Origin of the sequence: Klebsiella sp. LTGPAF-6F (assembly GCF_001753185.1) — a bacterium.
GTDB classification, from domain to species: Bacteria; Pseudomonadota; Gammaproteobacteria; order Enterobacterales; family Enterobacteriaceae; genus Klebsiella; species Klebsiella michiganensis.
The window spans coordinates 4,276,352-4,301,710 of sequence record NZ_CP017450.1; the positions used below are offsets into that span (position 1 = coordinate 4,276,352).

At 55.8% G+C, this 25,359-nt stretch carries 22 protein-coding genes; 9 read left to right on the plus strand and 13 right to left on the minus strand.

Translation table 11 applies throughout. The features are described from left to right. Position 1 precedes the first annotated feature (1 nt). Positions 2 to 1,360 carry a 3-hydroxybenzoate transporter MhbT gene (gene mhbT / locus BJF97_RS19880; RefSeq protein ID WP_032693694.1) on the minus strand — a complete coding sequence of 453 codons (1,359 nt, stop codon included), beginning with the start codon at positions 1,358 to 1,360 and terminating at the stop codon, positions 2 to 4. Between the two features lie 126 nt (positions 1,361 to 1,486). Here mhbT and BJF97_RS19885 point away from each other — a divergent pair, with 126 nt between their 5' ends. The 5 genes from BJF97_RS19885 (at position 1,487) to sanA (ending at position 5,469) form a co-directional block, all read left to right on the plus strand. Beyond that, entirely contained in the window at positions 1,487 to 2,404 is a 918-nt protein-coding gene (locus BJF97_RS19885) for a LysR family transcriptional regulator (RefSeq protein ID WP_004852655.1), read from the plus strand. A gap of 121 nt (positions 2,405 to 2,525) precedes the next feature. Beyond that, positions 2,526 to 2,924 carry a CidA/LrgA family protein gene (locus BJF97_RS19890; protein WP_014230151.1) on the plus strand — a complete coding sequence of 133 codons (399 nt, stop codon included), beginning with the start codon at positions 2,526 to 2,528 and terminating at the stop codon, positions 2,922 to 2,924. Next, entirely contained in the window at positions 2,921 to 3,616 is a 696-nt protein-coding gene (locus BJF97_RS19895; protein ID WP_004122851.1) for a CidB/LrgB family autolysis modulator, read from the plus strand. Before BJF97_RS19890 ends, BJF97_RS19895 begins: the two co-directional genes overlap by 4 nt. Positions 3,617 to 3,743: 127 nt before the next feature. Beyond that, positions 3,744 to 4,628 (plus strand): cytidine deaminase, encoded by an 885-nt coding sequence (cdd, locus tag BJF97_RS19900; protein WP_014839055.1) that lies wholly within the window; start codon positions 3,744 to 3,746, stop codon positions 4,626 to 4,628. Positions 4,629 to 4,752: 124 nt separating this feature from the next. Continuing rightward, on the plus strand, positions 4,753 to 5,469 hold the full coding sequence (gene sanA, locus BJF97_RS19905; protein WP_004852661.1) for an outer membrane permeability protein SanA: 717 nt from the start codon (positions 4,753 to 4,755) through the stop codon (positions 5,467 to 5,469). Positions 5,470 to 5,660: 191 nt separating this feature from the next. Here the strand turns inward: sanA and mglC are convergent, their stop codons facing one another. The 6 genes from mglC to folE all read right to left on the minus strand — a co-directional run bounded on the left by mglC (position 5,661) and on the right by folE (position 12,634). Beyond that, positions 5,661 to 6,671, minus strand: coding sequence for a galactose/methyl galactoside ABC transporter permease MglC (mglC, locus tag BJF97_RS19910; RefSeq protein ID WP_004122861.1), 1,011 nt, complete (start codon positions 6,669 to 6,671; stop codon positions 5,661 to 5,663). Between the two features lie 15 nt (positions 6,672 to 6,686). Then, positions 6,687 to 8,207 carry a galactose/methyl galactoside ABC transporter ATP-binding protein MglA gene (gene mglA / locus BJF97_RS19915; protein WP_014230153.1) on the minus strand — a complete coding sequence of 507 codons (1,521 nt, stop codon included), beginning with the start codon at positions 8,205 to 8,207 and terminating at the stop codon, positions 6,687 to 6,689. A gap of 119 nt (positions 8,208 to 8,326) precedes the next feature. Continuing rightward, entirely contained in the window at positions 8,327 to 9,325 is a 999-nt protein-coding gene (gene mglB, locus BJF97_RS19920; RefSeq protein WP_014230154.1) for a galactose/glucose ABC transporter substrate-binding protein MglB, read from the minus strand. Between the two features lie 289 nt (positions 9,326 to 9,614). Beyond that, the gene (galS, locus tag BJF97_RS19925; protein ID WP_014230155.1) at positions 9,615 to 10,637 is read right to left on the minus strand and encodes an HTH-type transcriptional regulator GalS; all 1,023 of its coding nucleotides are present in this window, start codon (positions 10,635 to 10,637) and stop codon (positions 9,615 to 9,617) included. A gap of 155 nt (positions 10,638 to 10,792) precedes the next feature. Then, entirely contained in the window at positions 10,793 to 11,950 is a 1,158-nt protein-coding gene (gene yeiB, locus BJF97_RS19930) for a DUF418 domain-containing protein YeiB (RefSeq protein ID WP_014839057.1), read from the minus strand. Between the two features lie 15 nt (positions 11,951 to 11,965). Beyond that, positions 11,966 to 12,634: a GTP cyclohydrolase I FolE gene (folE, locus tag BJF97_RS19935; RefSeq protein WP_004103895.1), complete on the minus strand. Its 669-nt coding sequence runs from the start codon at positions 12,632 to 12,634 to the stop codon at positions 11,966 to 11,968. A 368-nt stretch (positions 12,635 to 13,002) separates the two neighbouring features. Here folE and fghA point away from each other — a divergent pair, with 368 nt between their 5' ends. Further along, a complete protein-coding gene (gene fghA, locus BJF97_RS19940; protein ID WP_014839058.1) occupies positions 13,003 to 13,839 on the plus strand; it encodes an S-formylglutathione hydrolase in 837 nt (278 codons plus the stop codon). A gap of 119 nt (positions 13,840 to 13,958) precedes the next feature. Here the strand turns inward: fghA and cirA are convergent, their stop codons facing one another. From cirA to yieE, 3 genes are all read right to left on the minus strand, one after another. Further along, positions 13,959 to 15,932 (minus strand): catecholate siderophore receptor CirA, encoded by a 1,974-nt coding sequence (gene cirA / locus BJF97_RS19945; protein WP_032693692.1) that lies wholly within the window; start codon positions 15,930 to 15,932, stop codon positions 13,959 to 13,961. Positions 15,933 to 16,235: 303 nt separating this feature from the next. Further along, positions 16,236 to 17,705, minus strand: coding sequence for an amino acid permease (locus BJF97_RS19950; protein WP_004852681.1), 1,470 nt, complete (start codon positions 17,703 to 17,705; stop codon positions 16,236 to 16,238). A 159-nt stretch (positions 17,706 to 17,864) separates the two neighbouring features. Beyond that, positions 17,865 to 18,731, minus strand: a complete 867-nt coding sequence (gene yieE, locus BJF97_RS19955) for a DNA-binding transcriptional regulator YeiE (RefSeq protein ID WP_032693691.1) — start codon at positions 18,729 to 18,731, stop codon at positions 17,865 to 17,867. Between the two features lie 173 nt (positions 18,732 to 18,904). On the opposite strand from yieE, the gene BJF97_RS19960 reads away from it, so the two are divergent. The 3 genes from BJF97_RS19960 (at position 18,905) to BJF97_RS19970 (ending at position 22,000) form a co-directional block, all read left to right on the plus strand. Next, the gene (locus BJF97_RS19960) at positions 18,905 to 19,954 is read left to right on the plus strand and encodes a YeiH family protein (protein ID WP_014230161.1); all 1,050 of its coding nucleotides are present in this window, start codon (positions 18,905 to 18,907) and stop codon (positions 19,952 to 19,954) included. Between the two features lie 95 nt (positions 19,955 to 20,049). Beyond that, positions 20,050 to 20,907: a deoxyribonuclease IV gene (gene nfo / locus BJF97_RS19965; RefSeq protein ID WP_014230162.1), complete on the plus strand. Its 858-nt coding sequence runs from the start codon at positions 20,050 to 20,052 to the stop codon at positions 20,905 to 20,907. A 1-nt stretch (position 20,908) separates the two neighbouring features. Continuing rightward, entirely contained in the window at positions 20,909 to 22,000 is a 1,092-nt protein-coding gene (locus BJF97_RS19970) for a sugar kinase (protein ID WP_014839060.1), read from the plus strand. Between the two features lie 31 nt (positions 22,001 to 22,031). On the opposite strand, the gene BJF97_RS19975 is transcribed toward BJF97_RS19970, so the two are convergent. From BJF97_RS19975 to BJF97_RS19985, 3 genes are all read right to left on the minus strand, one after another. Further along, positions 22,032 to 23,282, minus strand: coding sequence for a NupC/NupG family nucleoside CNT transporter (locus BJF97_RS19975; RefSeq protein ID WP_014230164.1), 1,251 nt, complete (start codon positions 23,280 to 23,282; stop codon positions 22,032 to 22,034). A gap of 95 nt (positions 23,283 to 23,377) precedes the next feature. Further along, positions 23,378 to 24,313 (minus strand): pseudouridine-5'-phosphate glycosidase, encoded by a 936-nt coding sequence (locus tag BJF97_RS19980; protein ID WP_004852691.1) that lies wholly within the window; start codon positions 24,311 to 24,313, stop codon positions 23,378 to 23,380. Beyond that, positions 24,306 to 25,241, minus strand: coding sequence for a pseudouridine kinase (locus BJF97_RS19985; protein WP_032693690.1), 936 nt, complete (start codon positions 25,239 to 25,241; stop codon positions 24,306 to 24,308). The genes BJF97_RS19980 and BJF97_RS19985 overlap by 8 nt, the downstream gene beginning before the upstream one ends. Between the last annotated feature and the right edge of the window lie 118 nt (positions 25,242 to 25,359).

The window sequence follows — 25,359 nt, forward strand, 5'->3', positions numbered from 1 at the left end:
CTTATTTATTCACGATGCCAGCAGAAGGCAACGCGGCAGGTACAGATGTTGGGTTGCGGACGGCAAGCGTCAGCAGGACAAGCATCACGGCGCTAACGACGGCCGGTACTGCGATAACAAAAAACAGGGTGTCAAAAGAGAAATTCATCGCCATCATCACGCCGCCGGAGAGCGAACCAACAATGGCTCCGCAGCGGCCAATCGCGTTTGACCAGCTCACCCCAGTCGCGCGGCTTTGGGTGGGATACAGCGTAGCGGTTAGCGCATTCAGCCCTACCTGCGAGCCGCTGATGCCAATCCCGGTGCCGAAAATCGCCAGCGCCATCAGCCACAGGCCGTTCTCGCTCAGGCCAATCATGACGATACAGACCGCCCCCAGGCCGTAGCTCAGCGCCAGCACCCGATACGGGTTGTAGCGATCCATCAGCGCGCCGAGCAGCAGCGCGCCAAAGGTACCGCCAATCTGGAAGGCGGCGGTGACCCACGAAGCGTGCTGTAAATCAATCCCGCGGTGGTTAAGCAGCGTCGGCATCCAGCTGGAGAGCAGATAGATAATCAGCAGGCTCATAAAGAACACCACCCATAGCATTAAGGTGATGGCCAGCTGGCGACCGGTGAACAGCTGGCTGATGCTGCCCTTCGCCCCTGCGGCAGGCTCATCAAGCCAGAAATGGGTATCGGTATAGCGTTCGCCGGTTATGGCACTAACGTTTTTGGCAATCACCGCCTGCGGGAGCTGGCGACGGATCTGCCAGCGCGGAGATTCGGGAAGCAGCGGTATCAGCGCCACCGCCAGCAGCAGCGGCAAAACGCCGCCCAGCACCAGAATACCGTGCCAGCCAATCAGCGGGACCAGCTGCGCGCTGACCACGCCGCCGAAGGCCGAGCCGAGGGTGAATCCACAAAACATCAGGGTCACCAGCGCCCCGCGCCGCCGGGCGGGCAGATATTCCGAGGTCATGGTAATGGTATTAGGCATCGCGCCGCCGAGGCCGAGACCGGTCAGAAAACGCAGGAACACCAGCATCTGTAGATCGGGGGCAAACGCGGAAAGCAGGCTGAACAGGCCGAACAGCGCGACGCAGAACTCAATCACCCGTTTGCGGCCAAAGCGGTCGGAGAGCGGACCGCAGAGCAGCGCCCCGGCGGTCAGGCCCAGCAGCCCTGCGCCAAATAGCGGCGCGAGGTCACCGGCGGTTAATTGCCAGTGGCTGCGGATATCCGGCGCAATAAAACCAATCGCGGCGGTATCGAAGCCATCAAGCATCACCACCAGGAAACAGCAGATAATCACGCGCCACTGCCGGGCGCCGACCGGCGCAGCGTTGAGTAGTTTTTGTAGTTCAAGTCGTTGAGTCATGATTATGCCTCAGAGCAGGTAGGGGTAGATGTTGTATTTATTTCTTTTATGTTGCGAGTTTGTAACTGTGGCAATGAAATGTACAATGGTATTTCGGGCATAGACATAACCTGGAGGTTATCGCTGATGGCAGACTGGACGCAGAAACTGAAGCTGCACCATTTACAGATGCTGGTGGCGCTGGGGGAGCAAGGCAATCTCACGCAGGTGGCGAAAATGATGAACATTACTCAGCCCGCGCTCTCCAAATGGCTCAGCCAGTTTGAAGACGAAGTCGGCATGGTTTTGTTCGAACGCCACAGCAAAGGTCTGCGCCCGACCGAAGGCGGAAAGCTGCTGCTTCAGCACGCCCAGCGGCTGATTAACGATATGTCGCGTTCGCAGTATGAAATCGAGCGTTTTAAACAGGGAGGACAGGTGGGCAGCCTGATGATCGGCTGTTCGCCGGTGGCGACCGACTGCGTCTCACAGGCGATCCTCGAACTGCTGAAAGAGATGCCGACCCTGCACCTGAATATTGAAGAGAAAGTGATGACGCCGCTGCTTAACGACCTGCTCGCCGGGGTGGTGGATGTCGTCGTCGGGCGCGTCGGCGGGCGGGCGCTGGAGCTGCCGCTGAGCTACCGGGTGCTCTACACCGAACCGGTCTGCTTTGTCGCCCGCCCCGATCACCCGCTGGCCCAGAAATCGCGATTAAGCTGGGCCGACCTCTCTCCGTGGCGCTGGATCGTCTGGCCCACCGGCACGCCAATTCGCCTGAGCATCGACAACGCGCTGGTGGATAACGGCGTGATGCTGCCGGAAAACACCATTGAGTCCGCCTCGATGAACGTCACCAGCAATCTGCTGCAGAGCAGCGATATGGTCTCGATTCTCTCACTGCGCCTGGCACAGCGCTACGCGGCCCAGCACCAGCTGGCGATTCTTAATTTGCCGCGCATTGAACAAAAAGGTAGCGTTGGGGTGTTCTGGCGAAAAAGTGAAGCGCCGTCGCTGGCGCTGAGCCGATTTCTCCATTGCCTGTCCCTGCAATCTTCACTCTGACCGTCGCCCGGTCCGGTGTTCACGGTCTCTATCGCAGGTATGCGCAGAATTCATGATGTGATCGGTAGCACATTTTTGGCTTTAATTGTATGATGAATGCGGTTCATCAAGGGTTATTACCATGAGTAAATCACTGATTATTATCTGGCAGTATCTGCGCGCTTTCGTGCTCATCTACGCCTGCCTGTATGCGGGCATTTTTCTCTCTTCGCTCCTGCCGATCGCGATTCCCGGCAGCATTATTGGCATGTTGATTCTGTTTTTTCTGCTGGCGCTGCAAATCTTGCCTGCACAGTGGGTCAACCCCGGCTGCAATATCCTGATTCGCTATATGGCGCTGCTGTTTGTGCCTATCGGCGTCGGCGTCATGCAGTACTGGGATTTACTGCGCGCGCAGTTTGGCCCGGTGGTGGTCTCCTGCGCGATAAGCACGCTGGTGGTCTTTTTAGTGGTCAGCTGGAGTTCACACCTGGTTCACGGTGAGCGCAAAGTGGTTGGGCAAAAAGGAAGTGAAAAATGATCCATGAAATCTGGTGGTCGCTGCCGTTAACCCTGGCCGTCTTTTTCCTTGCCCGCAGGCTGGCGGCGCGGTTTAAATTTCCGCTTCTCAACCCGCTGCTGGTCGCGATGGTGGTGCTGATACCTTTTCTGCTGATTACCGGCATCTCCTACGAGCGCTATTTCCTCGGCAGCAAAATTCTTAACGACCTGCTGCAGCCGGCGGTGGTGGCGTTGGCCTTTCCTTTGTATGAGCAGCTGCACCAAATCCGCGCCCGCTGGAAGTCAATCATCACCATCTGCTTTATCGGCAGCGTGGTGGCGATGGTCACCGGCACTACCGTTGCCCTGATGATGGGCGCAACCCCGCAGATTGCCGCCTCTATTTTGCCGAAATCGGTAACGACGCCGATCGCCATGGCGGTGAGCAGCAGCATTGGCGGGATCCCGGCGATCAGCGCGGTCTGCGTTATTTTCGTCGGCATTCTCGGCGCGGTCTTTGGCCACACCCTGCTGAATGTGATGCGCATCCGCACCAAGGCCTCGCGCGGGCTGTCGATGGGTACCGCATCCCACGCCCTGGGGACCGCCCGCTGCGCTGAGCTCGACTATCAGGAAGGGGCGTTCAGCTCGCTGGCGCTGGTGCTTTGCGGGATTATTACCTCGCTGGTCGCGCCGTTTTTGTTTCCGCTCATTTTAGCAGTGGTTGGTTAAATGTGATTTAAGTCACATTTTTAAATGCAACACGAATTAGTTGCAATGACAATGAGATGTTTATCACATATACAGGTTGTAACCACCCGTACACTAGATTTCCATTACATTGTTATGAGGCAACGCCATGCACCCACGTTTTCAAGCTGTTCTTCCCCAACTGGCGGCGGACCTGCAAGCGGCCATCGCCCCGATGCTGGCCGACCCGCATTTCCCGGCCCTGCTGAATGCAGACCAGGTGGCAGCGCTGCAAAGCGCGACGGGGCTGGATGAAGACGCGCTGGCCTTTGCTTTGTTGCCGCTGGCGGCGGCCTGCGCGCGGGCCGATCTGTCGCATTTTAACGTCGGCGCGATTGCCCGCGGCATCAGCGGTACCTGGTACTTCGGCGGCAATATGGAATTTCTCGGCGCCACCATGCAGCAAACCGTGCACGCCGAACAAAGCGCCATCAGCCACGCCTGGCTGCGCGGCGAAAAATCCCTGCGGGCGATTACCGTGAACTACACCCCCTGCGGCCACTGTCGTCAGTTTATGAACGAACTGAACAGCGGCCTGTCGCTGCGCATCCACCTCCCCGGGCGCGAAGCGCATTCGCTGCAGCACTATTTGCCGGACGCTTTCGGCCCGAAAGATCTGGACATAAAAACCCTGCTGATGGATGAGCAGGACCACGGCTTCCCGCTCAGCGGCGACGCGCTGGCTCAGGCGGCGATTCAGGCGGCCAACCGTTGCCATATGCCTTACAGCAACTCACCATCCGGCGTTGCGCTGGAGCTGAAAGACGGTACCCTTTTCACCGGTAGCTATGCCGAAAACGCCGCCTTTAACCCGACGCTGCCCCCGCTGCAGGGTGCGCTGAATCTGCTGAGCCTCAACGGATACGATTACCCGGATATCCAGCGCGCGATCCTGGCCGAGAAGGCCGATGCGGCGCTTATCCAGTGGGACGCCACCGCGGCGACGCTGAAGGCGCTGGGCTGCCATAATATCGATCGCGTACTGTTAGGTTAGTCACATTCTGCGGGCCAAACGGCCCGCGCTGTTGAAAATCCCCGCAATTAAACGACGGTTTCTTGCGCTTGCCCGACGGGTAAAGTAGCCTGAAGCTTCCTTCGTCCACTATTGAGCCAGGTTCATGTTAAAGCGTGTGTTATACAGCCTGTTAGTCCTGTTCGGCTTGCTGCTGTTAACCGTGTTGGGACTCGACCGCTGGATGAGCTGGAAAACCTCTCCCTATATTTACGATGAGCTACAGGACCTGCCCTACCGCCAGGTCGGCGTCGTGCTCGGTACCGCCAAGTACTACCGTACCGGGGTTATCAACCAATATTATCGTTACCGGATTCAGGGCGCGCTGAACGCCTACAATAGCGGCAAGGTGAACTACCTGCTGCTCAGCGGCGATAACGCGCTGCAAAGCTATAACGAGCCGATGACCATGCGCCGCGATTTAATTAAAGCCGGCGTCGATCCGGCGGATATTGTGCTGGACTATGCGGGTTTCCGTACGCTCGATTCGATTGTCCGCACCCGTAAAGTCTTCGATACTAACGACTTTATTATTATTACCCAACGCTTCCACTGCGAGCGCGCGCTGTTTATTGCCCTGCATATGGGGATTCAGGCGCAGTGCTACGCGGTGCCGTCGCCGAAGGATATGTGGAGCGTTCGCCTGCGCGAGTTCGGCGCCCGCTTCGGCGCGCTGGCGGATCTCTATATTTTTAAACGCGAACCGCGCTTTTTAGGCCCGCTGATCCCGATTCCCGCGCTGCAGGAAGTTCCCGACGGCGCGCAGTCCTATCCGGCGGTCACGCCGCAGCAGCTGCTGGAGCTGCAGAAAAAAGAGAAGTAAAGCCTCCATAAAGTGAGCGTGATAACTGGCGTCTTATCGAGCGGGAATACTTTTCCGATTACGCGAGTGAGTATCGGGATACTGAGGATAGATACCCTGAATAATTCGAGTGGCAGGAAGGCGGCAAATTATCATCCAGAAAATGCAAAAGGCAGACGCCTGAACTGACGCCTGCCTTCATTCACTAATCGTTACTTCTTCCGCGCATACTTCAGCGAATCCAGCGCCACGGCGAAGATGATAATCGCCCCTTTGATAATGTACTGCCAGTACGGGTTCACGCCGATATAGGTCAGACCGTAGTTGATGACGGTGAAGATTATCACCCCGGTCACCACGCCAAATACGGTACCGACCCCGCCGCTGAACGATACGCCGCCGACCACGCAGGCGGCAATCGCATCCAGTTCATACATAAAGCCAAGGTTGTTGGTCGCCGAACCGATACGTCCGGCTTCCAGCAGCCCGCCGAACGCGTAGAACACGCCGGAGAGCGCATAAATCATCAGCAGGTTCAGGGCGACGTTGACGCCGGAGACCTTCGCCGCTTCCGGGTTACCGCCGATAGCAAAAATGTTTTTACCAAAGCGGGTCTTGTTCCACAGGATCCATACGAAGAACACGGCAATCAGCGCATAGAAGGTGATATACGACAGGCGGAATGAGCCCAGCGCCACAAACCCCTGGGCAAACTGCGAGAAGTGGCTATCGAAGCCGGAAATCGGCGACGCGCCAACAAAGTCGTAATACAGGGAGTTGATACCGTAAACGATGATCATCGTGCCGAGGGTGGTGATAAACGGCGTCACGTTCAGGTAAGCGATGATAATACCGTTGATAAGACCAATGACCGCGCCGATCGCACACACCAGCAGGATAACCAGCGGGATCGGCATCGTGGCCATCTCCGGGAACACCTTATTGGCATTGTCCACCGCCTGCAGCATCGTGGCGGCGATAACCGCCGCCAGGCCGACCTGGCGTCCGGCTGATAGGTCGGTTCCCTGGGTGACAATAAGTCCGGCCACGCCGAGAGCGATAATAATACGCACCGAAGACTGGGTCAGAATATTACTTAAGTTCAGCAAACTTAAGAAAGTCGGATCCTGGAAAATAATAATGGCCAGCAATACTAAAAGAACCACGTAAATCCCACCTTCTTTCAAATAGGTGAGAAAACTCTTTTTATTTAACGCACTCATGAGGAGCCCCTGATCTTAAAGGTGCAACGACGCAAGACGGAGAATTTCGTTTTGCGTGGTGGTTTTAGTCTCAACAATTCCGGCAACAAGACCATTGCTCATTACCAGAATACGGTCAGTAATACCCAGCAGCTCCGGCATCTCGGAGGAAATAATAATGATTCCTTTGTCTTTTTTTGCCAGCTCGGCGATCAGCTGGTAAATTTCGAACTTCGCCCCAACGTCAATGCCGCGCGTGGGTTCATCGAGCATCAGAATTTCCGGCTGGGTCAATAACCAGCGACCGATAATCACTTTTTGTTGGTTACCACCGGACAACGAACCAATTTGCGTGTGCTGCCCCGGGGTTTTCACGCGCATCGAATCAATCACCCATTGGGTATCGCTTTTCATGCGTGAATTATCCAGCAATCCGACCTTATTCTTGTATTTCTTAATATTGGAGATCAGCGAGTTAAAACCGATATCCAGGTAGGCATAAATTCCCGTCGAACGGCGCTCTTCGGTCACCAGCGCAAAGCCATGGTTGATGGCTTCATTGGCATTATGGTTATTAATCTTCTTACCGTGCAGCTTGATCGTCCCGCCGGCCTTCTCGCGAATACCAAATAACGTCTCCACGATATCGGTACGTTTCGCGCCAACCAGTCCGGCAATCCCCAGGATTTCGCCTTTGTGCAGATCGAAAGAGACATCGCGAATCGATGGCTGGCGCAGTGAGGTTAAATTGCGCACCTCAAGAATTACCTCACCCGGCTTATTCTCCTTGTTCGGGAAGCGCTGATTGAGGGAGCGGCCCACCATCATCGCGATGATCTTATCCATATCCAGCCCTTCCAGCGGCTGGGTGGCAATCCACTGGCCGTCGCGCAGGATGGTAATTTCATCGCACAGCTGGAAGATCTCTTCCATTTTGTGGGAAATATAGACTATGCCGCAGCCGCGCTCTTTCAGCTTGCGGATAATTTTAAACAGATGGTTGACCTCTTTTTCGGTTAACGAAGAAGTCGGCTCATCCATAATCACAATTTTGGCGTTATAGGAAAATGCCTTCGCAATTTCAATCATCTGCATTTGCGATACCGATAGCGTTCCGACGCGAGCGCGCGGGTCGATATCAATATCCAGCTCATCGAAAATCGCTTTGGTATCACGATACATTTTGTCCTGATCGACAAACATGCCTTTGGTGGGATAACGCCCCAGCCACATGTTGTCCATTACCGAACGTTGCAATACCAGGTTTAATTCCTGATGAACCATTGAAATACCGTTTTCCAGGGCTTCTTTTGCCGAATGGAAATCGATCTCTTGTCCCTGAAAAAGAATACTGCCGGAATCTTTTTGATAGATTCCAAATAGGCATTTTAATAATGTAGATTTGCCCGCGCCGTTCTCCCCCATTAACGCGTGAATAGAGTGGGGACGAACCTTGAGGTTCACATTATCGAGAGCCTTGACGCCAGGAAACGATTTGTTGATGTTGCTCATTTCCAACAAATATTCGCCTGACCGTTCGCTATTATTGCTGACCATAGTTATACCTGGCTGCGTGCGTGCATACCCCAGCCGACGCATTAACGACGAGCCGGGACGGGTTCTGTATCAGGAATAATCGGGCGTACAAGCGCGTACGCCCGCAGCTTATTAAGCGATTACTTACCGATAAATTCGCTCAGATTATCTTTATCAACGCCAACGTACGGTACGCGGACAATCTTATTATCAATTTTCCATTGAGTACCGGCAGCCGGTTCTTTACCATCGGCCAGGTTTTTCGCCAGATCGAAGGTGGCTTTCGCCTGATTGTTGGCATCGTTCAGTACGGTACCCGCCATGGCGCCGGATTTCACCAGCGCCAGCGCTTCAGGCAGCGCATCGACGCCGAATACCGGAATGCTGCTCTTATTGTGCGCTTTCAGCGCTTCTACCGCGCCCATGGCCATCGCATCGTTGTTAGCGATGACGACTTCAATTTTGTTAGCATTCGGGCCAGACAGCCAGGCATCCATCTTATCTTTCGCCTGAGCGGTATCCCACATGGCGGTATCTAACGCCAGCTGCTGAGTTTTGAAGCCTTTATCGTTCAGCTCTTTAATAACGTAGGTGGTACGCGCTTCCGCATCCGGATGGCCCGGCTCGCCCTTCAGCAGGACAAACTGAATCTGGCCGTCTTTATTCAGATCCCAGTTCGGGTTCGCTTTCCAGTGCTTGGCAATCAGGTCACCCTGAATCACGCCGGACTCTTTTGAGTCGGTACCGACGTAGTACGCTTTATCGTAGCTATCCAGCGCCTTGCGGGAAGGTTCTTTGTTAAAGAACACCACCGGCACGTTCTGGCCACGCGCTTTATCGATGACCGTCCCCGCCGCCGCCGGGTCAACCAGGTTAATCGCCAGCGCCTTCACCCCTTTTGCCAGCAGGACGTCAATCTGATCGTTCTGCTTGGACTGGTCGTTTTGCGAGTCATTCATCAGCAGCTGAACATCCGGCGCTGATTTGCCATCTTTTTCAATTGCCTTACGTACCACCGACATAAAGTTGTCGTCGTATTTATAAATGGTCACGCCGATACGGGTATCTGCTGCGTGAGCCGCGGCGCCAAATAACATGCTAGCCATTACAGCAGACAGGGTTAACACCTTCTTATTCATGGAATCTCCGGTTTTATTATGCAGGGTCTTTGGTGTGAAAATGGCTGGCGAGCGTTACATTTATGTTACTGCACAGCGACATTCACGACTGTAATTCTGTCTTCCGTGTAGGGTAACGCTCCTGAAAAACGGCTTTATTAATCGTTTAACCGCCGATTACTGCTGTAAAAGTGATTAATCACCGTGACATAGTATGTTCAGACTTGTAAACGCAGCAATCATAGTCAGCTTAATGTTAACAAACTGTGAAATCACTCACATATTGAAAGCGGTTACATCAGGCAGATAATTAGTTAGTGATCGGCCCCACAATTTGCCTCTGCGCCACCGAATGTCGGCGCACCAGCGTCGGCATAAAGCAGTGGCTGGCGTCACGATCCAGCTTTCCCGCCGCGCCCTGTAGCGCCAGCTCTGTCGCCAGTTTCGCCATCGACATAATCGGATAACGGACCGTCGTCAGCTGCGGGTCGGTGTAACGGGAAATGGGGATATCATCAAAACCGATCAGTGAAAGATGCTGCGGTACGGCAATGCCGTTATCTTTAAGCGTCGTGAGCGCGCCGGCCGCCATACTGTCGTTGTAGGCGAAAACCGCGCTCAGACCAAGGTTGCGCCCCAGCAGTTCGACCATCGCCGCCTCACCGCCCTGCATATCCGGCGACCCGGATCCCACCCAGCTTTCGGGAGCGACAATGCCGTGTTCATGTAACGCCCTTAACCACCCTTCTCGCCGTAAATCATCATCTTCAATGCCGTGATTGGAAGAGAGGTAGCCGATGCGCTGGTGACCATGATTGAGCAGCATGCGGGTCGCCATCAGCGCGCCGCTGACGTTATCCAGCCCAACGCAGCGGTGGGCGTATCCCGGCACGATGCGGTTAATCAGCACCATTCCCGGCATATGCTCCATAAAATCCCCCAGCTCCGCGTCGCTCAGCGCTTTAGAGTGGACGATCAGCGCTGAACAGCGCTGGCGAATCAGCACCTCAATGGCGTTACGCTCTTTTTCCGCTTCATGATAGCTATTGCCGATAAGCACATATTTCTGATGCTGCTGGGCGACGGTATCAACCGCTTTGACCAGCGCGCCAAAAAAGGCGTCCGACACGTCCATCACGACCACGCCGATGGTATCGCTGACCTGCGTCGCCAGCGCCTGCGCGTTGGCGTTCGGCCGATAGCCCAACAGCGTTACCGCCTTCATTACCGCTTCTCGCGTATCCGGGCTCACCAGCGCGCTGTTATTCAGCACGCGCGAAACCGTCGCGACGGAAACACCCGCCTGGCGGGCGACATCACGAATGGTGATCATACTCACCGACCTGTAGAGCATTGCAGTACGTCACACTCACCTCCTGTGTTCAGCAAGGAGGCTATTCTGGCAGCGACGTGCCGTACGCTACGTGAGTGAAGTCACAGGGATGGAAACGGTTACATCCATTTTGTTAATGATTGTGATCCAGATCGTTATCTGGATGTATCTTTTAATGATGTCCCCGACGCACGCAGGGTGAATTGACGCCATAGCCACTCAACGGGCCCCTGGCGGAAATGACGTAGCCAAAACCACGAGAAGAGAATATTAACCGCCCATACGGCCGGTACGAAGGCTAACAGCTGTAAGCGGTCATACTTCATAAACAGGCCGAAGCGGTAGAACAGGGTAGTGCAAATCAGGGTCTGCAGCAGATAGTTGGTTAGCGCCATGCGCCCGACGCAGGCAATCGCCCCCACCAGACGACTCTGACACAGCTGCGGCCAGAAGCCCCAGGCCAGCGCCGCGTAGCCGATGGTTTGCAGCGGCGCGCCCAGCTCCCGCGGCGCCTGTAGCAAAAATGCGCACCAGCGGTAGTCCCAGCCAAGATGCCACTGGGCAATAATCGAGGGCAAGTTGACCACCATTCCGGCCGCAATCAGCAGCCCGCCGGTACGCCGATAGTGGCGAAGGCTGAACTGCCCTTTGAGCCAGCCGCTGCGCATCAGCGCGGCGCCCATCAGCATCATACCGGCCAGCTGCCAGCCGTACTGCGCGCCCAGCGCCAGCAGGTTATCCGACAGCATATCCGCTCGATTGCTCACCGCTTCAAAGCCGCCTTTTAGCTTCCAGTACTGCTCGTACTGCAAATTTGCCGCGTCCGGCAGCCACGAACGATTGGGCGTATTGCCGGAAATCAATCCCAGCAACAGCAGTACCGCCACGCCGATAACGTACAGCACCACGCCGGTATTAAACAGCGATTTGACATCGTGCGCGTCGCGCACCATTCGCCAGCCCACCAGCCCGACCAGCGCATAGGCCAGCAGAATATCGCCGTCCCAGAAAAACAGTCCGTGAATAAAGCCAAGCAGCGCCAGCAGCGTCAGGCGCGACTGGATCCAGCGCTTGCCGCGCGGCAGCAGAAGCTGAAGTCCGGCGCCAAACAGCAGGGCGAAGAGGGTCAGGAATTTGACCTGCGCCAGCAGATCGAGAATCGCCCAGGTCCAGGCGTCGCTGGCGGAAATGTTCCCGGACCACGCCGGGTTGAGGTAAGCGGCCTTCGGTAAACCGAAGGCGCTGATATTCAGTAGCAGGATACCGAGGATGGCGACGCCGCGGACAAAGTCCAGCGTGACATTTCTCTCCATGTACCCTGCTCCGTTTTAGTTGTGGTGACGTACGGCGCGCAGGAACTCCTGGCGGGTATTCTGGCTGGATTTAAACAGGCCGCCCAGCGACGTGGTGGTGGTGGCGCTGGTCGCATCGCGAATGCCGCGCGCTTTCACGCAGTAGTGCACCGCATCGATGGAAACCGCGACGTTGCTGGTCCCCAGCAGCGTTTGCAGCGCGGTGAGGATCTGCTGCGTCAGCCGCTCCTGCACCTGCGGACGCTGGGAGAAGAACTGCACGATACGGTTAATTTTCGACAGGCCAATCACCGAATCTTTCGGGATATAGGCCACCGTAGCTTTGCCGTCAATGGTCACAAAATGGTGTTCACAGGTGCTGGTCAGGGTGATATCGCGCACGGTCACCATTTCATCAACCTGCATCTTATTTTCGATGACGGTGATTTTGGGGAACCGGGCGTAGTCCAGTCCGGAGAAGATCTCATCGACGTACATTTTGGCGATGCGATGCGGGGTCTCCATCAGGCTGTCATCACTTAGATCAAGGTTTAACAGCTGCATAATCTCGGTCATGTGTCCGGCGATCAGACGCTTGCGAGTTTCATTATCAATTTCTTGTACTGGCGGACGCAGCGGCGTCTCCAGCCCACGAGCGACCAGCGCTTCATGAACGAGTATGGCTTCTTTACTCAGTGATGACATTTTTGTTCTCCTGCAGGTGTGGCGCTCTTTGCTCTTCTGAGGGCAAAGTTTGTATTCATTGTGCGTGAGGTGACGCACAGAATCCAGTAGCCGCATCGATAATTGTTGAAATTGGCGTCACCTCTCGTTCCACGCCGCCAGACCAGCGCACTACGATGCGTCACGCAACGCCCTGCTCACCTTACCGCAACCAAGCCAATCGCCGACCCATAGCGCGACGCCTGCCGCTGCGGCAAGGTCAGCATGTTGGTTAAAAGTTGCATTAATGATGCAATACGTTCCGAAAAGGAGGAAGTGAAAGTTACTCACGAGGGCATGAAATATCTGTATTATGGAAAATTACGCCTGAGACACTTAAGGAGCCCTGCATGGAACTGCTCGAAGAGCACCGCTGTTTTGAAGGTCGGCAGCAACGCTGGCGGCACGACTCCGCAACGCTGAACTGCGCAATGACCTTCAGCATCTTTTTACCTCCCGCCGCCGCTGACGCGCCGCCGCCGGTTCTCTACTGGCTCTCCGGCCTGACCTGCAACGATGAAAACTTCACCACCAAAGCGGGCGCTCAGCGCGTCGCCGCCGAACTGGGCATTGCGCTGGTGATGCCGGACACCAGTCCGCGCGGTGATAACGTTGCCGACGATAGCGCTTACGATCTGGGGAAAGGCGCTGGCTTTTATCTCAATGCCACCCAGGCGCCGTGGTCCGCGCATTTCCGCATGTACGATTACCTTCGCGACGAGCTGCCGCAGCTGATTGCCCGCGAGTTTAATCTCAGCGGCCGCTGCGCCATCAGCGGGCATTCCATGGGCGGCCACGGCGCGCTGGTGATGGCGCTGAAGAATCCGGGCCGCTTCGTCAGCGTTTCCGCGTTCGCGCCTATCGTTAACCCGACCCAGGTTCCCTGGGGCAAAAAAGCGTTTACCGCCTATCTGGGAGCGGATGAAGCGGCCTGGCAGGCCTGGGACAGCTGCGCGTTAATGCAGGCCAGCAGCGAGTCAGATGCGATTCCAACCCTGATTGACCAGGGTGACAGCGATACATTCCTCGCCGAACAGCTGCAGCCGGCGGTGCTGGCGGAAACCGCGCGTCAGAAAAGCTGGCCGTTAACCCTGCGTATTCAGCCCGGTTACGATCACAGCTACTACTTTATCGCCTCATTTATTGAGGACCACCTGCGTTTCCATGCCCGGCACCTCTTCTCCTGATCCTTCAATGCGTCGTGAATCACCTTCCCGGCGCATTGATGCTTTTCCATCTGGCTTCACCCTGAGCGCCTTTAGCGAGGGCTGGCAGGGAAATCCGCCAGCCCTCTTTTATCGCCCGGTTAGAAGCGGTAATCGACGGCCATAAAGTAGCGGCGGCCTTCTTCCGTATAGCTATAGTCGTCGCGGCTCAGATCCTTATCGCCCACGTTGAGTACCCCGGAGCGCAGCTTGACGTTTTTGGTGACGTTCCAGGCCGCGCCGATATCAAACATGGTGTAGCCGCCGGGCGTTTTGCCCGTCGCGCTGACCGAACGCTGTTCGCCGGTATAGTTGGCGGTGACGTAGAAGGACCAGTCGTCCAGCGGTTTCCAGTCGAGGGTACCGTTAGCGGTATGGAACGGCAGCGTTTGCAGCGGTTTATCGCCGCCGTTGCTCAGGTCGCGGCCATCGTTGTAGGTGTAGTTTACCGTCAGCTTCCATTCGTCGCCGAACGGCACCTTCAATTCCGTTTCTACCCCTTTGATACGCGCCTTATTGACGTTGAAGTAGCGGAAGACCGGCACGCGTTTACCGTTCACCGTTTTCCAGCCGACAAAATTCGGGTAGCCCGGCGCTTCGCTGGCGCTGGAAGTACGCAGGATATCGATCATATCGTCAACGTTATTCTGGAAGGTGGTGACGCTTCCTTCCACGCCTTCAAGCCAGCCTTCTTCACCGCGATAGTAAAGACCCAGTTCGAAGCTTTCGCTGGTTTCCGGTTTCAGATCCGGGTTACCGATAATGCTGCACGAGCCGCGGCAGGAGTTGGTGGTCCAGTCCGGGTTCAGCTGCAGCAGGGAGGGCGCTTTAAATGCTGTCGCCCAGCCGCCCTTCACGGTCACGGTATCGGTGGCGTTATACACCAGATAAGCTCGCGGGCTCCAGTGATCGCCATAGGTCTGGTGATCGTCCATACGAATGCCGGTCGTTAAGGCCAGAGGCTCGATTATCCGCCATTCATCTTCGAGGAACAGCGCGTACTGGCTGGCGGAAGTGGATTTACCGCCGCTGCTCAGGTTGACCGGATCTTTCAGCTTATCGTGACGCCATTCGCCGCCGAAGGTCAGCAGCTGGTTGATCATGCCCAGCGGCAGAACGTATTTGCCGTCCACCGAGTTACTCTCAGATGTGATCGTTCCGGCCTGGCCCGGATTTTTATTATCCACTTTCTCGCCGTAGAATTTCAGCTCGCTATTGCCGACATCCCAGCGGCCGTTGTGGCTCAGGGAGTAGTTCTGGCGCTCAAGGCGGTTGCGGTCAAGAGAGTCGGAATCCCGATCCTGGCGATCGAACCCGTAGCCAGCGGTGATGTCCTGATTCTCGGTGGGCGTCCAGGCGAATTCGACGTTGCCGTCGCGGCTGGTGAAGCCTTCAATACGCGGCGTTTCGCCAGCTGCGTTGCTGGAAGCCTGCTGATCGTCCTTGGCGCGCTTTGCCAGGCTGCCGTAGGCTTTCATCCCCAGCACGCCGTCAATCAGCGGGCCGCTGGTAAAGAACTGACCGTTGTACGTATCGCCGCGATCGCGGTGTTCCTGAATGGTGGTATCCGCGCTGAGGGTGCCCGTCCACTGCTGACCGACTTTTTTGGTGATGATATTAACCACGCCGCCGAGGGCGTCGGAACCATAGAGGGAAGACATCGGCCCGCGCACCACTTCGATACGCTCAATGGCATCAACCGGGATCCAGTTGAGGTCAAAATCGTTGTGGCGGAAAACGGCGTTGCGCGAGTTAACGCGTTTGCCGTCAACGAGGATCAGCGTATAGCCGCTGCTGAGGCCGCGAATGCTCACCCCTTTGCGGTTATCCCCTTCGTTGGTGAGCTGCACGCCCGGCACTTCCCGCAGTACATCCTTCAGGTTTTGTACCGGTCTACGCTGCAGATCCTGTTGGGTGATAACGCTAATACTGGCGGGCGCATCTTTGACGCTCTGTTCAGTTGCCGCAGCGGTGACGACCAGCGTTTCTTCGTTAACGTCGGCGAGCGCCGGAAACGCCAGGGATACGACGGACGCGCATAATCCGGCCCGGACAAAAGGGTTTAGCCTGAACATTCCATATCTCCATGAGGTGTACAACAAAACAAACAAAAAAGGTCCTGCTCACAGGTACTGTCGGCATAGCGCTCTAACGGCGTATGCGCGCAATTTTTTACAGTAGATGTGGCTGGTCGCCCCTTGTCAGTCTGACCCTCTGCAAGATACGGGGATTGGCTTCATCCTGAATTTGGCGGAAATGATAAAGATAATGATTACAATTATCAATAAAATTATGAATAACTGTATCAACATGTAAGAATCGCAGACATAAAAAAACCCTCTCGATGAAAGGGTTTTATCTTACGGCGTCAGCTGACCTTAGCTTTTAAAACGCTCCGGGAACTTCATTTCGCTGTAGCGCACAAAACGCGTTCCTTTCGCCAGCTTGTAACCGAACCAGATCACCAGGAACAGCGGAATGCCGATATAGGTTGCCGCCACGCCGCCCCAGTCGATGGTATCTTTGAGGAACGCTTCGTAATTCTGGCCCAGGGTAATGATCAGGCACAGCACGAAAGCGAAGATCGGCCCCAGCGGGAAAAAGCCGGAACGATACGGCAGATCGTTAAGATCGTTCCCCTGCAGCACGTAGCCGCGACGGAAGCGATAGTGGCTAATAGCAATCCCCAGCCAGGCGATAAAGCCGGTCATGCCGGAGGTATTCAGCAGCCACAGGTAAACGGTCTGATTACCGAACATCGAGCTCAGGAAGCACAGCCCTGCAATCACCGTGGTGGCATACAGCGCATTACGCGGCACGCCGCCTTTAGACAGCTTAGAGAAAATACGCGGCGCTTTGCCATCGCAGGCCAGGGTGTAGAGCATGCGGGTGGACGCGTACATCCCGGAGTTACCCGCCGACAGTACCGCCGTCAGAATAACCGCGTTCATAATCGCCGCCGCCGACAGCAGCCCCGCGTGCTGGAAGACCAGCGTGAACGGGCTGACGGAAATATCTTTCACGTCGTTACGCAGCAGGCTCGGGTCGGTATACGGAATAATCAGGCTGATGATCAGGATGGCGAACACATAGAACAGCAGGATACGCCAGAACACCTGCCGCACGGCGCGCGGAATGTTCTTCTCCGGATTTTCCGACTCGCCGGCCGCGATGCCGATAAGCTCGGTTCCCTGGAACGAGAAGCCGACAATCATCGCCACGCCAATCATCGCCGCAAAGCCGCCGGCAAACGGCGCATCGTCGACAACCCAGTTGCTCCAGCCCGCCGGCTGTGCGCCTTTAAAGATGCCAAAGATCATCATCACGCCGACAATAATAAAGATGATGACGGTGGCCACTTTGATCAGCGAGAACCAGTATTCCGCTTCACCAAAGCCTTTTACCGAGATCCAGTTCAGCAGGAACATGATGCCGAGGAACAGCGCGCTCCAGACCCAGCCGGGTGCATCGGGGAACCAGTAGGTCATCACCAGCTGAGCGGCAACGAGGTCAACGGCGATGGTCACCGCCCAGTTGTACCAGTAGTTCCAGCCCAGCGCGAAGCCAAAGCCTTCCTCAACGTAATTCTGCCCGTAGGTGGCAAAAGAGCCGGACACCGGCATAAACGCCGCCAGCTCGCCGAGGCTGGTCATCAGGAAATAAACCATCAGGCCGATGAGAATATAAGAGAGCAGGGCCCCACCCGGGCCCGCCTGAGAAATCGTTGCGCCAGAGGCAACAAAAAGACCTGTACCTATGGAACCGCCAATCGCGATCATGGTCAAGTGGCGCGCCTTCAGTTCACGACGTAAACCGGGCGCTTCTGTGGTTTTAGTATCCGAAACCATGTGAAAATGCTATCCATCCAAAAAACGAGGCGAGATTGTAGCAGAGTGTCTGTGATCCATCCGATACAATTGCAAAGTTATAAGAGAGCTTCATGATCGAGCATGGATTATTAGTAAAGCATGAAATCCCGAAAACGCCAGCGCGCGTGGCGTCCGCTTTTACACGTCGCAATAATGCAGAAATCGCTGTAATGCCTTGGAAATATGCTTCTGCCGGTGATGAATGCGCCACAAGGTACGGGTTAAGCGCGGCAGCGGAATCGTCAGCTCCACCAGCGATCCGACTTCAAGCTGCTCCGCCACCACGCGTCGCGACAGGCAGCTAATGCCCAGACCGTGGCGCACCGCGTGCTTGATGGCTTCCGAGTTGCCCAGCTCCATCCCAAGATGAAACGCCGGTAAATGCGAGAGTAATAAATAGTCGACGATCTCCCGGGTCCCGGAGCCGTGCTCGCGTAAAATCCACGGCGCTTCCGCCAGCCGTTGCAGCGTCACCTCCCCTGCCAGCAGCGGCGAATCCGGCGCGGCAAAGACCGCCAGATCATCTTCCAGCCAGGGTTCGGCGATAATATCCGCGGCGTGACAGGGACCTTCAATCAGCCCGATATCCACGCGCAGATCGGCCACCGCATTGATCACGTCCTGGCTATTGCCCACGCTCAGCTCCAGGGGTAAATCCGGCAGATCGCGTCGATAGCGCGCAATGATTTCCGGCAGAATATAGTTGCCGATGGTGCTGCTGGCGTAGACGCGGATCGCGCCGTTGTCGCCGCGAAACAGCTGCTCTATCTCCAGCGCCCGCTCCAGCAGCGCCAGCGCCCGCGGATAAAGCAGCCTGCCGTGCTCGTTGACCACCAGCCTTTTCCCTACGCGGTCAAAGAGCTGCACCCCCAGCTGCCCTTCCAGTTCGGTCAGCGCCGCGCTAACCGCCGACTGGGAAAGCGCCAGCATTTGCGACGCCTGAGTGGTCGATCCGCTTTTTAAAACTTCAGCAAAAACTTCCAGCTGACGTAGCGTGATATGCATATTTTTTCCTGCCTTTATAGACGACTCGCGATCCGCGGCGTGAGGCTGAGGCCCATCGTTCTCAAACCGCGAAACCGCGCTTTTACCACTTATTTCGATTAATTATAAATATATAATCAATTTTATATTTAAACCAGCGAGTCGTATGCTTTTCCCAGACAAAGGAGAAGGTTATGACAGCACTCACTTTACCGACTAAACATCGCCCATTGCGGCACTTTGCACCTGGACTGGCGCTCACCGCCCTGCTCACCGGCGCAGCGCTGTGGGCCGGTAGCTTTCCGGCTATCGCCGGCGCGGGCTTCAGCGCCCTCACGCTGGCCATTTTATTCGGCATGGTCATCGGTAACACGGTTTACCCGAAAATCTGGCAGCCCTGCGACGGCGGCGTGATTTTTGCGAAGCAGCACCTGCTGCGTCTCGGCATCATCTTATACGGCTTTCGCCTGACGTTCGCCCAGATTGCCGACGTCGGCGTCGGCGGTATCGTGATTGACGTTCTGACGCTTTCCAGCACCTTTTTGATCGCCTGTTTTCTTGGGCAAAAGGTTTTCGGCCTCGATAAACATACCAGCTGGCTGATTGGCGCCGGCAGCAGCATCTGCGGCGCGGCAGCGGTACTGGCGACGGAACCGGTCGTCAAAGCGGAGGCCAGCAAAGTCACGGTCGCCGTCGCCACGGTGGTGATTTTCGGTACCATTGCCATCTTCCTGTACCCGGCGATTTATCCCTTCCTGGCGCACTGGTTCACGCCGGAAGCCTACGGCATTTATATGGGTTCGACGATGCATGAGGTTGCTCAGGTTGTCGCGGCAGGCCACGCGGTGGGTCCGGACGCGGAAAACGCGGCGGTGATTGCAAAAATGCTGCGCGTGATGATGCTGGCTCCGTTCCTGCTGTTCCTCGCCGCGCGCGTGAAGCAATTAGCCCCGGCAAACGGCGGTGAGAAAAGTAAAATCACCATTCCGTGGTTTGCGATCCTGTTTATTCTGGTGGCGGTGTTTAACTCCTTCCACCTGCTGCCGAAAGCGGTTGTCGATATGCTGGTCACGCTGGATACCGTACTGCTGGCGATGGCGATGGCCGCCCTCGGCCTGACCACCCACGTCAGCGCGCTGAAAAAAGCCGGCGCCAAACCGCTGCTGATGGCGCTGATGCTCTTCGTCTGGCTGATTGTCGGCGGCGGCGCGATTAATCTGGCCATTCATAGCCTGATGGCCTGAAGCCCCTCGCTACTCAGGTTGTATTAAGGATGATGTAACTCTCCGGCTAAGCCGCTATCATTACCCTCCCCCCAGCGGCTTAACTGGAGTTTTTTATGAAATATATTGGAGCGCACGTCAGCGCCTCCGGCGGTGTAGCCAACGCCGCCATTCGCGCAGCCGAAATCGGCGCGACCGCATTTGCCCTCTTTACCAAAAACCAGCGCCAGTGGCGCGCCGCCCCTCTGAGCGACGAAACCATTGCTGAATTTAAAGCCGCCTGCGAAAAGTACCAGTTCGGCCCGGGGCAAATTCTGCCGCACGACAGCTATCTGATAAACCTCGGTCATCCGGTTGAGGACGCGCTGGAAAAATCCCGCGATGCCTTTATTGATGAACTCTCCCGCTGCCAGCAGCTCGGCCTGACGCTGCTGAATTTCCATCCGGGTAGCCATCTGCAGCAAATCCCGGAAGACGAATGTCTGGCGCGTATCGCCGAATCGATCAATATCGCGCTGGCAAAAACCGAAGGCGTCACGGCGGTCATTGAAAACACCGCCGGCCAGGGCAGTAACCTGGGCTTTAAGTTTGAGCATCTGGCGGCCATCATCGACGGTGTGGAAGATAAATCACGCGTCGGCGTGTGCATTGATACCTGTCACGCCTTCGCCGCCGGCTACGACCTGCGCAGCGCCGAAGAGTGCGAAAAAACCTTCGCTGATTTCGACCGAATTGTGGGTTTCCAGTATCTGCGCGGTATGCACCTGAACGATGCGAAAAGCGCGTTCGCCAGCCGCGTTGACCGTCACCACAGCCTGGGTGAAGGCAATATTGGCCATGATGCTTTCCGCTGGATTATGCAGGACCGCCGCTTTGACGGTATCCCGCTGATTCTGGAAACGATCAATCCTGATATCTGGGCGGAAGAGATCGCCTGGCTGCGGGCGCAGCAAACGGAAGAGGCCACGGTCTGATATGAACGACAGGGAAAAGCAGATCCTCAAAATTTTGCGGCGCAATCCGCTAATTCAGCAGCATGAGATTGCCGATATTCTGCAGATTAGCCGCTCCCGCGTGGCCGCGCACATTATGGACCTCACGCGTAAGGGGGCCATCAAGGGCAAAGGCTACATCCTTACCGAGCAGGAGTACTGCGTCTCGCTGGGCGCGGTGAATATGGATATCCGCGGAATTGCCGATATTCATTATCCTCAACCGGTCTCCAACCCGGGGAATATCCAGTGCTCCGCCGGCGGCGTGGCGCGGAACATCGCGCATAACCTGGCGCTGCTGGGCCGCGATGTGCATTTGATTTCCGCCGTCGGCAGCGACTTTTACGGCGAAACGCTGCTGGAGCAAACCCGCCAGGCGGGCGTTAACGTGCAAAGCTGTATCCGCCTGCACGGCCATAACACCGCCACCTACCTCTCCATCGCTAACCCCCAGGAAGAGACGGTGCTGGCGATTAACGATACGCATATTTTACAGTCGCTCACGCCCCAGCTGCTGAATCAGTACCGGGATCTGCTGACGCATGCCGGCGTCGTTCTGGTCGATTGTAATTTGACGGAGCAGTCGCTGGAGTGGGTATTTACCCTGGCTAACGGCATTCCGGTATTTGTTGATACCGTGTCCGAGTTTAAAGCGCACCGCATTCGCCCATGGCTGGGGAAGATCCACACCCTCAAACCCACGCTGCGCGAACTCCAGATCCTCTGGGGACAGGCTATCGAAAACGACGCGGATCGCGATCGGGCGCTAGCATGGCTGCACGAAAGGGGAACTCAGCGGGTGGTGATTTGCTCGGAAGACGACGCTGTTTTCTGTAGCGAAGCAGGGGGTGAACGCTTCCGGATGAGTCTGCCGGACCATACGACGATAGACAGCTTCGGCGCCGACGATGCGCTAATGGCAGGGCTACTTTATAGCTATCTCGACGGTAGCGACTTTAAAGAGAGCGTCGCTTTCGCCATGGCCTGCACCGCCATCACCCGCGCCAGCGACGGTATCAACAACCCCTCGTTGTCCGTTGATAACGCGCTCAATTTACTTCCCGGCGTGGCGTAGCGCGCACCGCAGGCGCGGTGCGCGCAGCCTGTTATGCCAGGCCAATAAAGAACCCGGCAATGGTGGCGCTCATCAGGTTAGAGAGCGTGGCCGCCGCCAGGGCGCGCAGCCCAAGCTGGGCAATCTCCGGCGCGCGCTGCGGTGAAATGGCCGAAAACGCCCCGACAACCACGCCGATCGAGCCAAAGTTGGCGAAACCGCACAGCGCGAACGAGATGATCGCAACGGTTTTCACGTCCAGATTGCCGCCGGCTTGCAGATAGGGAGAAAAGTTGAGGTAGGCGACGAATTCGTTTATCGCCAGCTTTTGGCCAATCAGGCTGCCCGCCAGCGTCGCATCGCTCCAGTCAACGCCCATTATCCATGCCAGCGGCGCGAGCAGGAAGCCGAAAATTCCCTCCAGCGTGGCGTGACCGTAGCCAAACCAGCCGCCAATGCCGCCGATAATACCGTTCAGCAGAGCAATAATCGCCACAAACGCCATCACTACCGTTGCCACCCCGGCGGCAATTTTCAGGCCGGTCATCGCCCCTGACGCCGCCGCCTCGATAACGCTTTTCGGCGGCGTCTCGGTGAAGGAGAGATTGTCGAAAGTGACCTGGGATGCTTCGGTTGCCGGACTCAGCATACGGGCAAACAGAATCCCGCCGGGGATAGCCATAAGCGAAGCGGCCAGCAGATAATCAATCGGCACGCCCATACCGGCATAGCCGATCATCATCGACCCGGCGATCGACGCCATCCCGCTGCAAATCGCGGTAAACAGCTCATTGCGGTTGAGCTTGTTGATAAACGGTTTGACGATCGCCGGGATCTCATTTTGCCCAAGAAAAATGGTGGTCACGGCGACAAAAGACTCAATTTTGCTGATATTCAGCGCCTTCTGGAAGATGCCGCCGAGAATCCGGATCAGCAGCCCCATCACGCCGAGGTAGTAAAGCAGGCTTATCAGCGCGGTGACAAAAATGATGGCGGGCAGCACGCGGAAGGCGAAGATAAAGCCGGCGCCGTCAAACAGCACGTCCATCTTCGGGCCGACCAGTGAACCAAAAATAAACGCGCTTCCGGCGTCGCTATAGGACATGACTTTATGTACCCCAAGCGCGGCCTGCTCGACCAGCCACTTGCCCGGCGGAAAGTAGAGCATCACCCCGCCAATGACGATTTGCAGCAGCAGCGCCGCCCCTACCGTTCTGACGCTGATGCGTTTTTTATTGACTGACAGCGCAAAGGCAATGGCCAGCAACACCACCATCCCCAGAAGACTTCTCATGATGTCCATAATGATATCCTTACCTGGTGGAAAACCCGGCGTGGGCCAGGCTTTCGGTATCGTTGATATCGGGGCGGGCAACCGCAAACGGCCCGCAACTGCCGTCAGGCTACCTGCTGATACTCTTTGGCAATCTCGCAGGCCAGAATGGCGTTGTTGAAGACCAGCTGAATATTGGATTTCAGGCTGTCTCCGCCGGTCAGCTCCGCAACGCGGGCCAGCAGGAACGGCGTACTCGCTTTCCCCACCACGCCCTGCTCTTCCGCCTCCTTCACCGCCCGGTTGATGGCGGCGTTGATTTTCTCTTCCGGCATCGCGAACGCTTCAGGAATGGGGTTCGCCACCACCATGCCGCCATTCAAACCCGACTGCCATTTCACCGCCATCGCTTTGGCGATCTCTTTGGCGCTATTGAGGCGAATGCTGACGTCAAACGGGCTGGTTCGGCAGAAGAATGCCGGCAGCGCAGAGGTTTGATAACCAATAAGCGGAACGCCAAACGTTTCTAAATATTCGGTCGTTAAACCGAGATCGAGAATAGATTTTGCACCGGCGCAGACGACGGTGACGTTGGTATTTGCCAGCTCCTGCAAATCGGCGGAAATATCAAACGTGTGCTCGGCTCCGCGATGTACACCGCCAATTCCGCCGGTGGCGAAGACTTTAATTCCGGCCATTGCGGCAATAATCATGGTGGACGCCACGGTGGTCGCGCCATTTAATCCCGCGGCGACAACAAAGGGTAAATCACGACGACTGACTTTGGCGACGTTATGCCCTTCGCGGCCCAGCAGTTCAATTTCTTCACGGCTTAAGCCAACTTTCATGACGCCATGAATAATCGCAATGGTTGCCGGCACCGCCCCCTGGCGACGAATGGTTTCTTCTACTTCCAGCGCCGTTTGCGCATTTTCCGGAAATGGCATGCCGTGAGAAATAATGGTCGATTCCAGCGCCACTACTGGCTGATTATTTTTCAACGCCTGCTGAACTTCCGCAGAAACCTGTAATAATTCAGAGGAAATATTTAATTCAGACATATTCTTTCTCCACTACCTTTTTTACGTTGGCGTAAGATAATTCAGGGTTATTGGTGAATTCCGATGAGAGCGCCAGAGAAGAGCATCCCTGAGCAAACTTCACCGCTTGCGAAAATGAACAGCCGTCGAGCCAGCAGCAGGCAAGGCCAGCCATCATGGCGTCACCGGCGCCGGTGACGTTAACGACCTGCGTTTTCAGCGGCGCTGACCAGCCGCGTTCGCCCTCTTTCTCACTGTAGTAAACCCCGTCGCCGCCCATGCTCAGCACCAGGCGCTTCAGGCCACGCTGATGAAACCAGTCGGCAACGCTCGCGACGTCATCCGTGCCGGACAGCGCGATGCCGCTCAGCGTTTCAGCTTCAATTCGGTTCGGTTTCAGGGTGTGAATACGCCCCAGATGCTGTCTGATTTTCACGCACTTCCAGGCTGAAACCGGATCGACAAAAACGGGCGTTGCGCCGCAATTCTCCATCAGCCAGGCGAGAGCGGCCTCGCTGATATTGCAATCAACGACAATCACCGCAGCGTTGCGGATAAAATCATGATGCTGTCTTAAAAACGCTGGCGTAATATGTTCAGTGATGCTCATATCATTAATCGCCACCAGCATTTCACCGGTATTATCAAGCAGCGATAAATAGCTTGAAGTACCTTCCCCCTGGATAACCTGACATTTATCGACGTGAACCCCGGACTGTGCCGTTTGTTTTAATAGAGAGTGGCCATAAAAATCGTCACCGACAACCGATAATAGCCACGCTGTTTTATTTAACAAGGCAATGTTTTGCGCAATGTTTCGCCCTACGCCGCCGGGAGTATATTTTATTTTCCCGGGGTTAGAATCCGCATAGTTCAACGATACATTGGAATAACCAGCAACATCCATATTTGCCGATCCAATAATTACAACGTAATCATTTTCAGGCATAAAAATACCCTCCAGCATAAAAAATGCTATGGCAGTGGAATTATTGAATATCAATAAATAATCATACGCCCATTCATCACCCCTCAATAAACACATGTTTGAATGTGAACATGTGTTT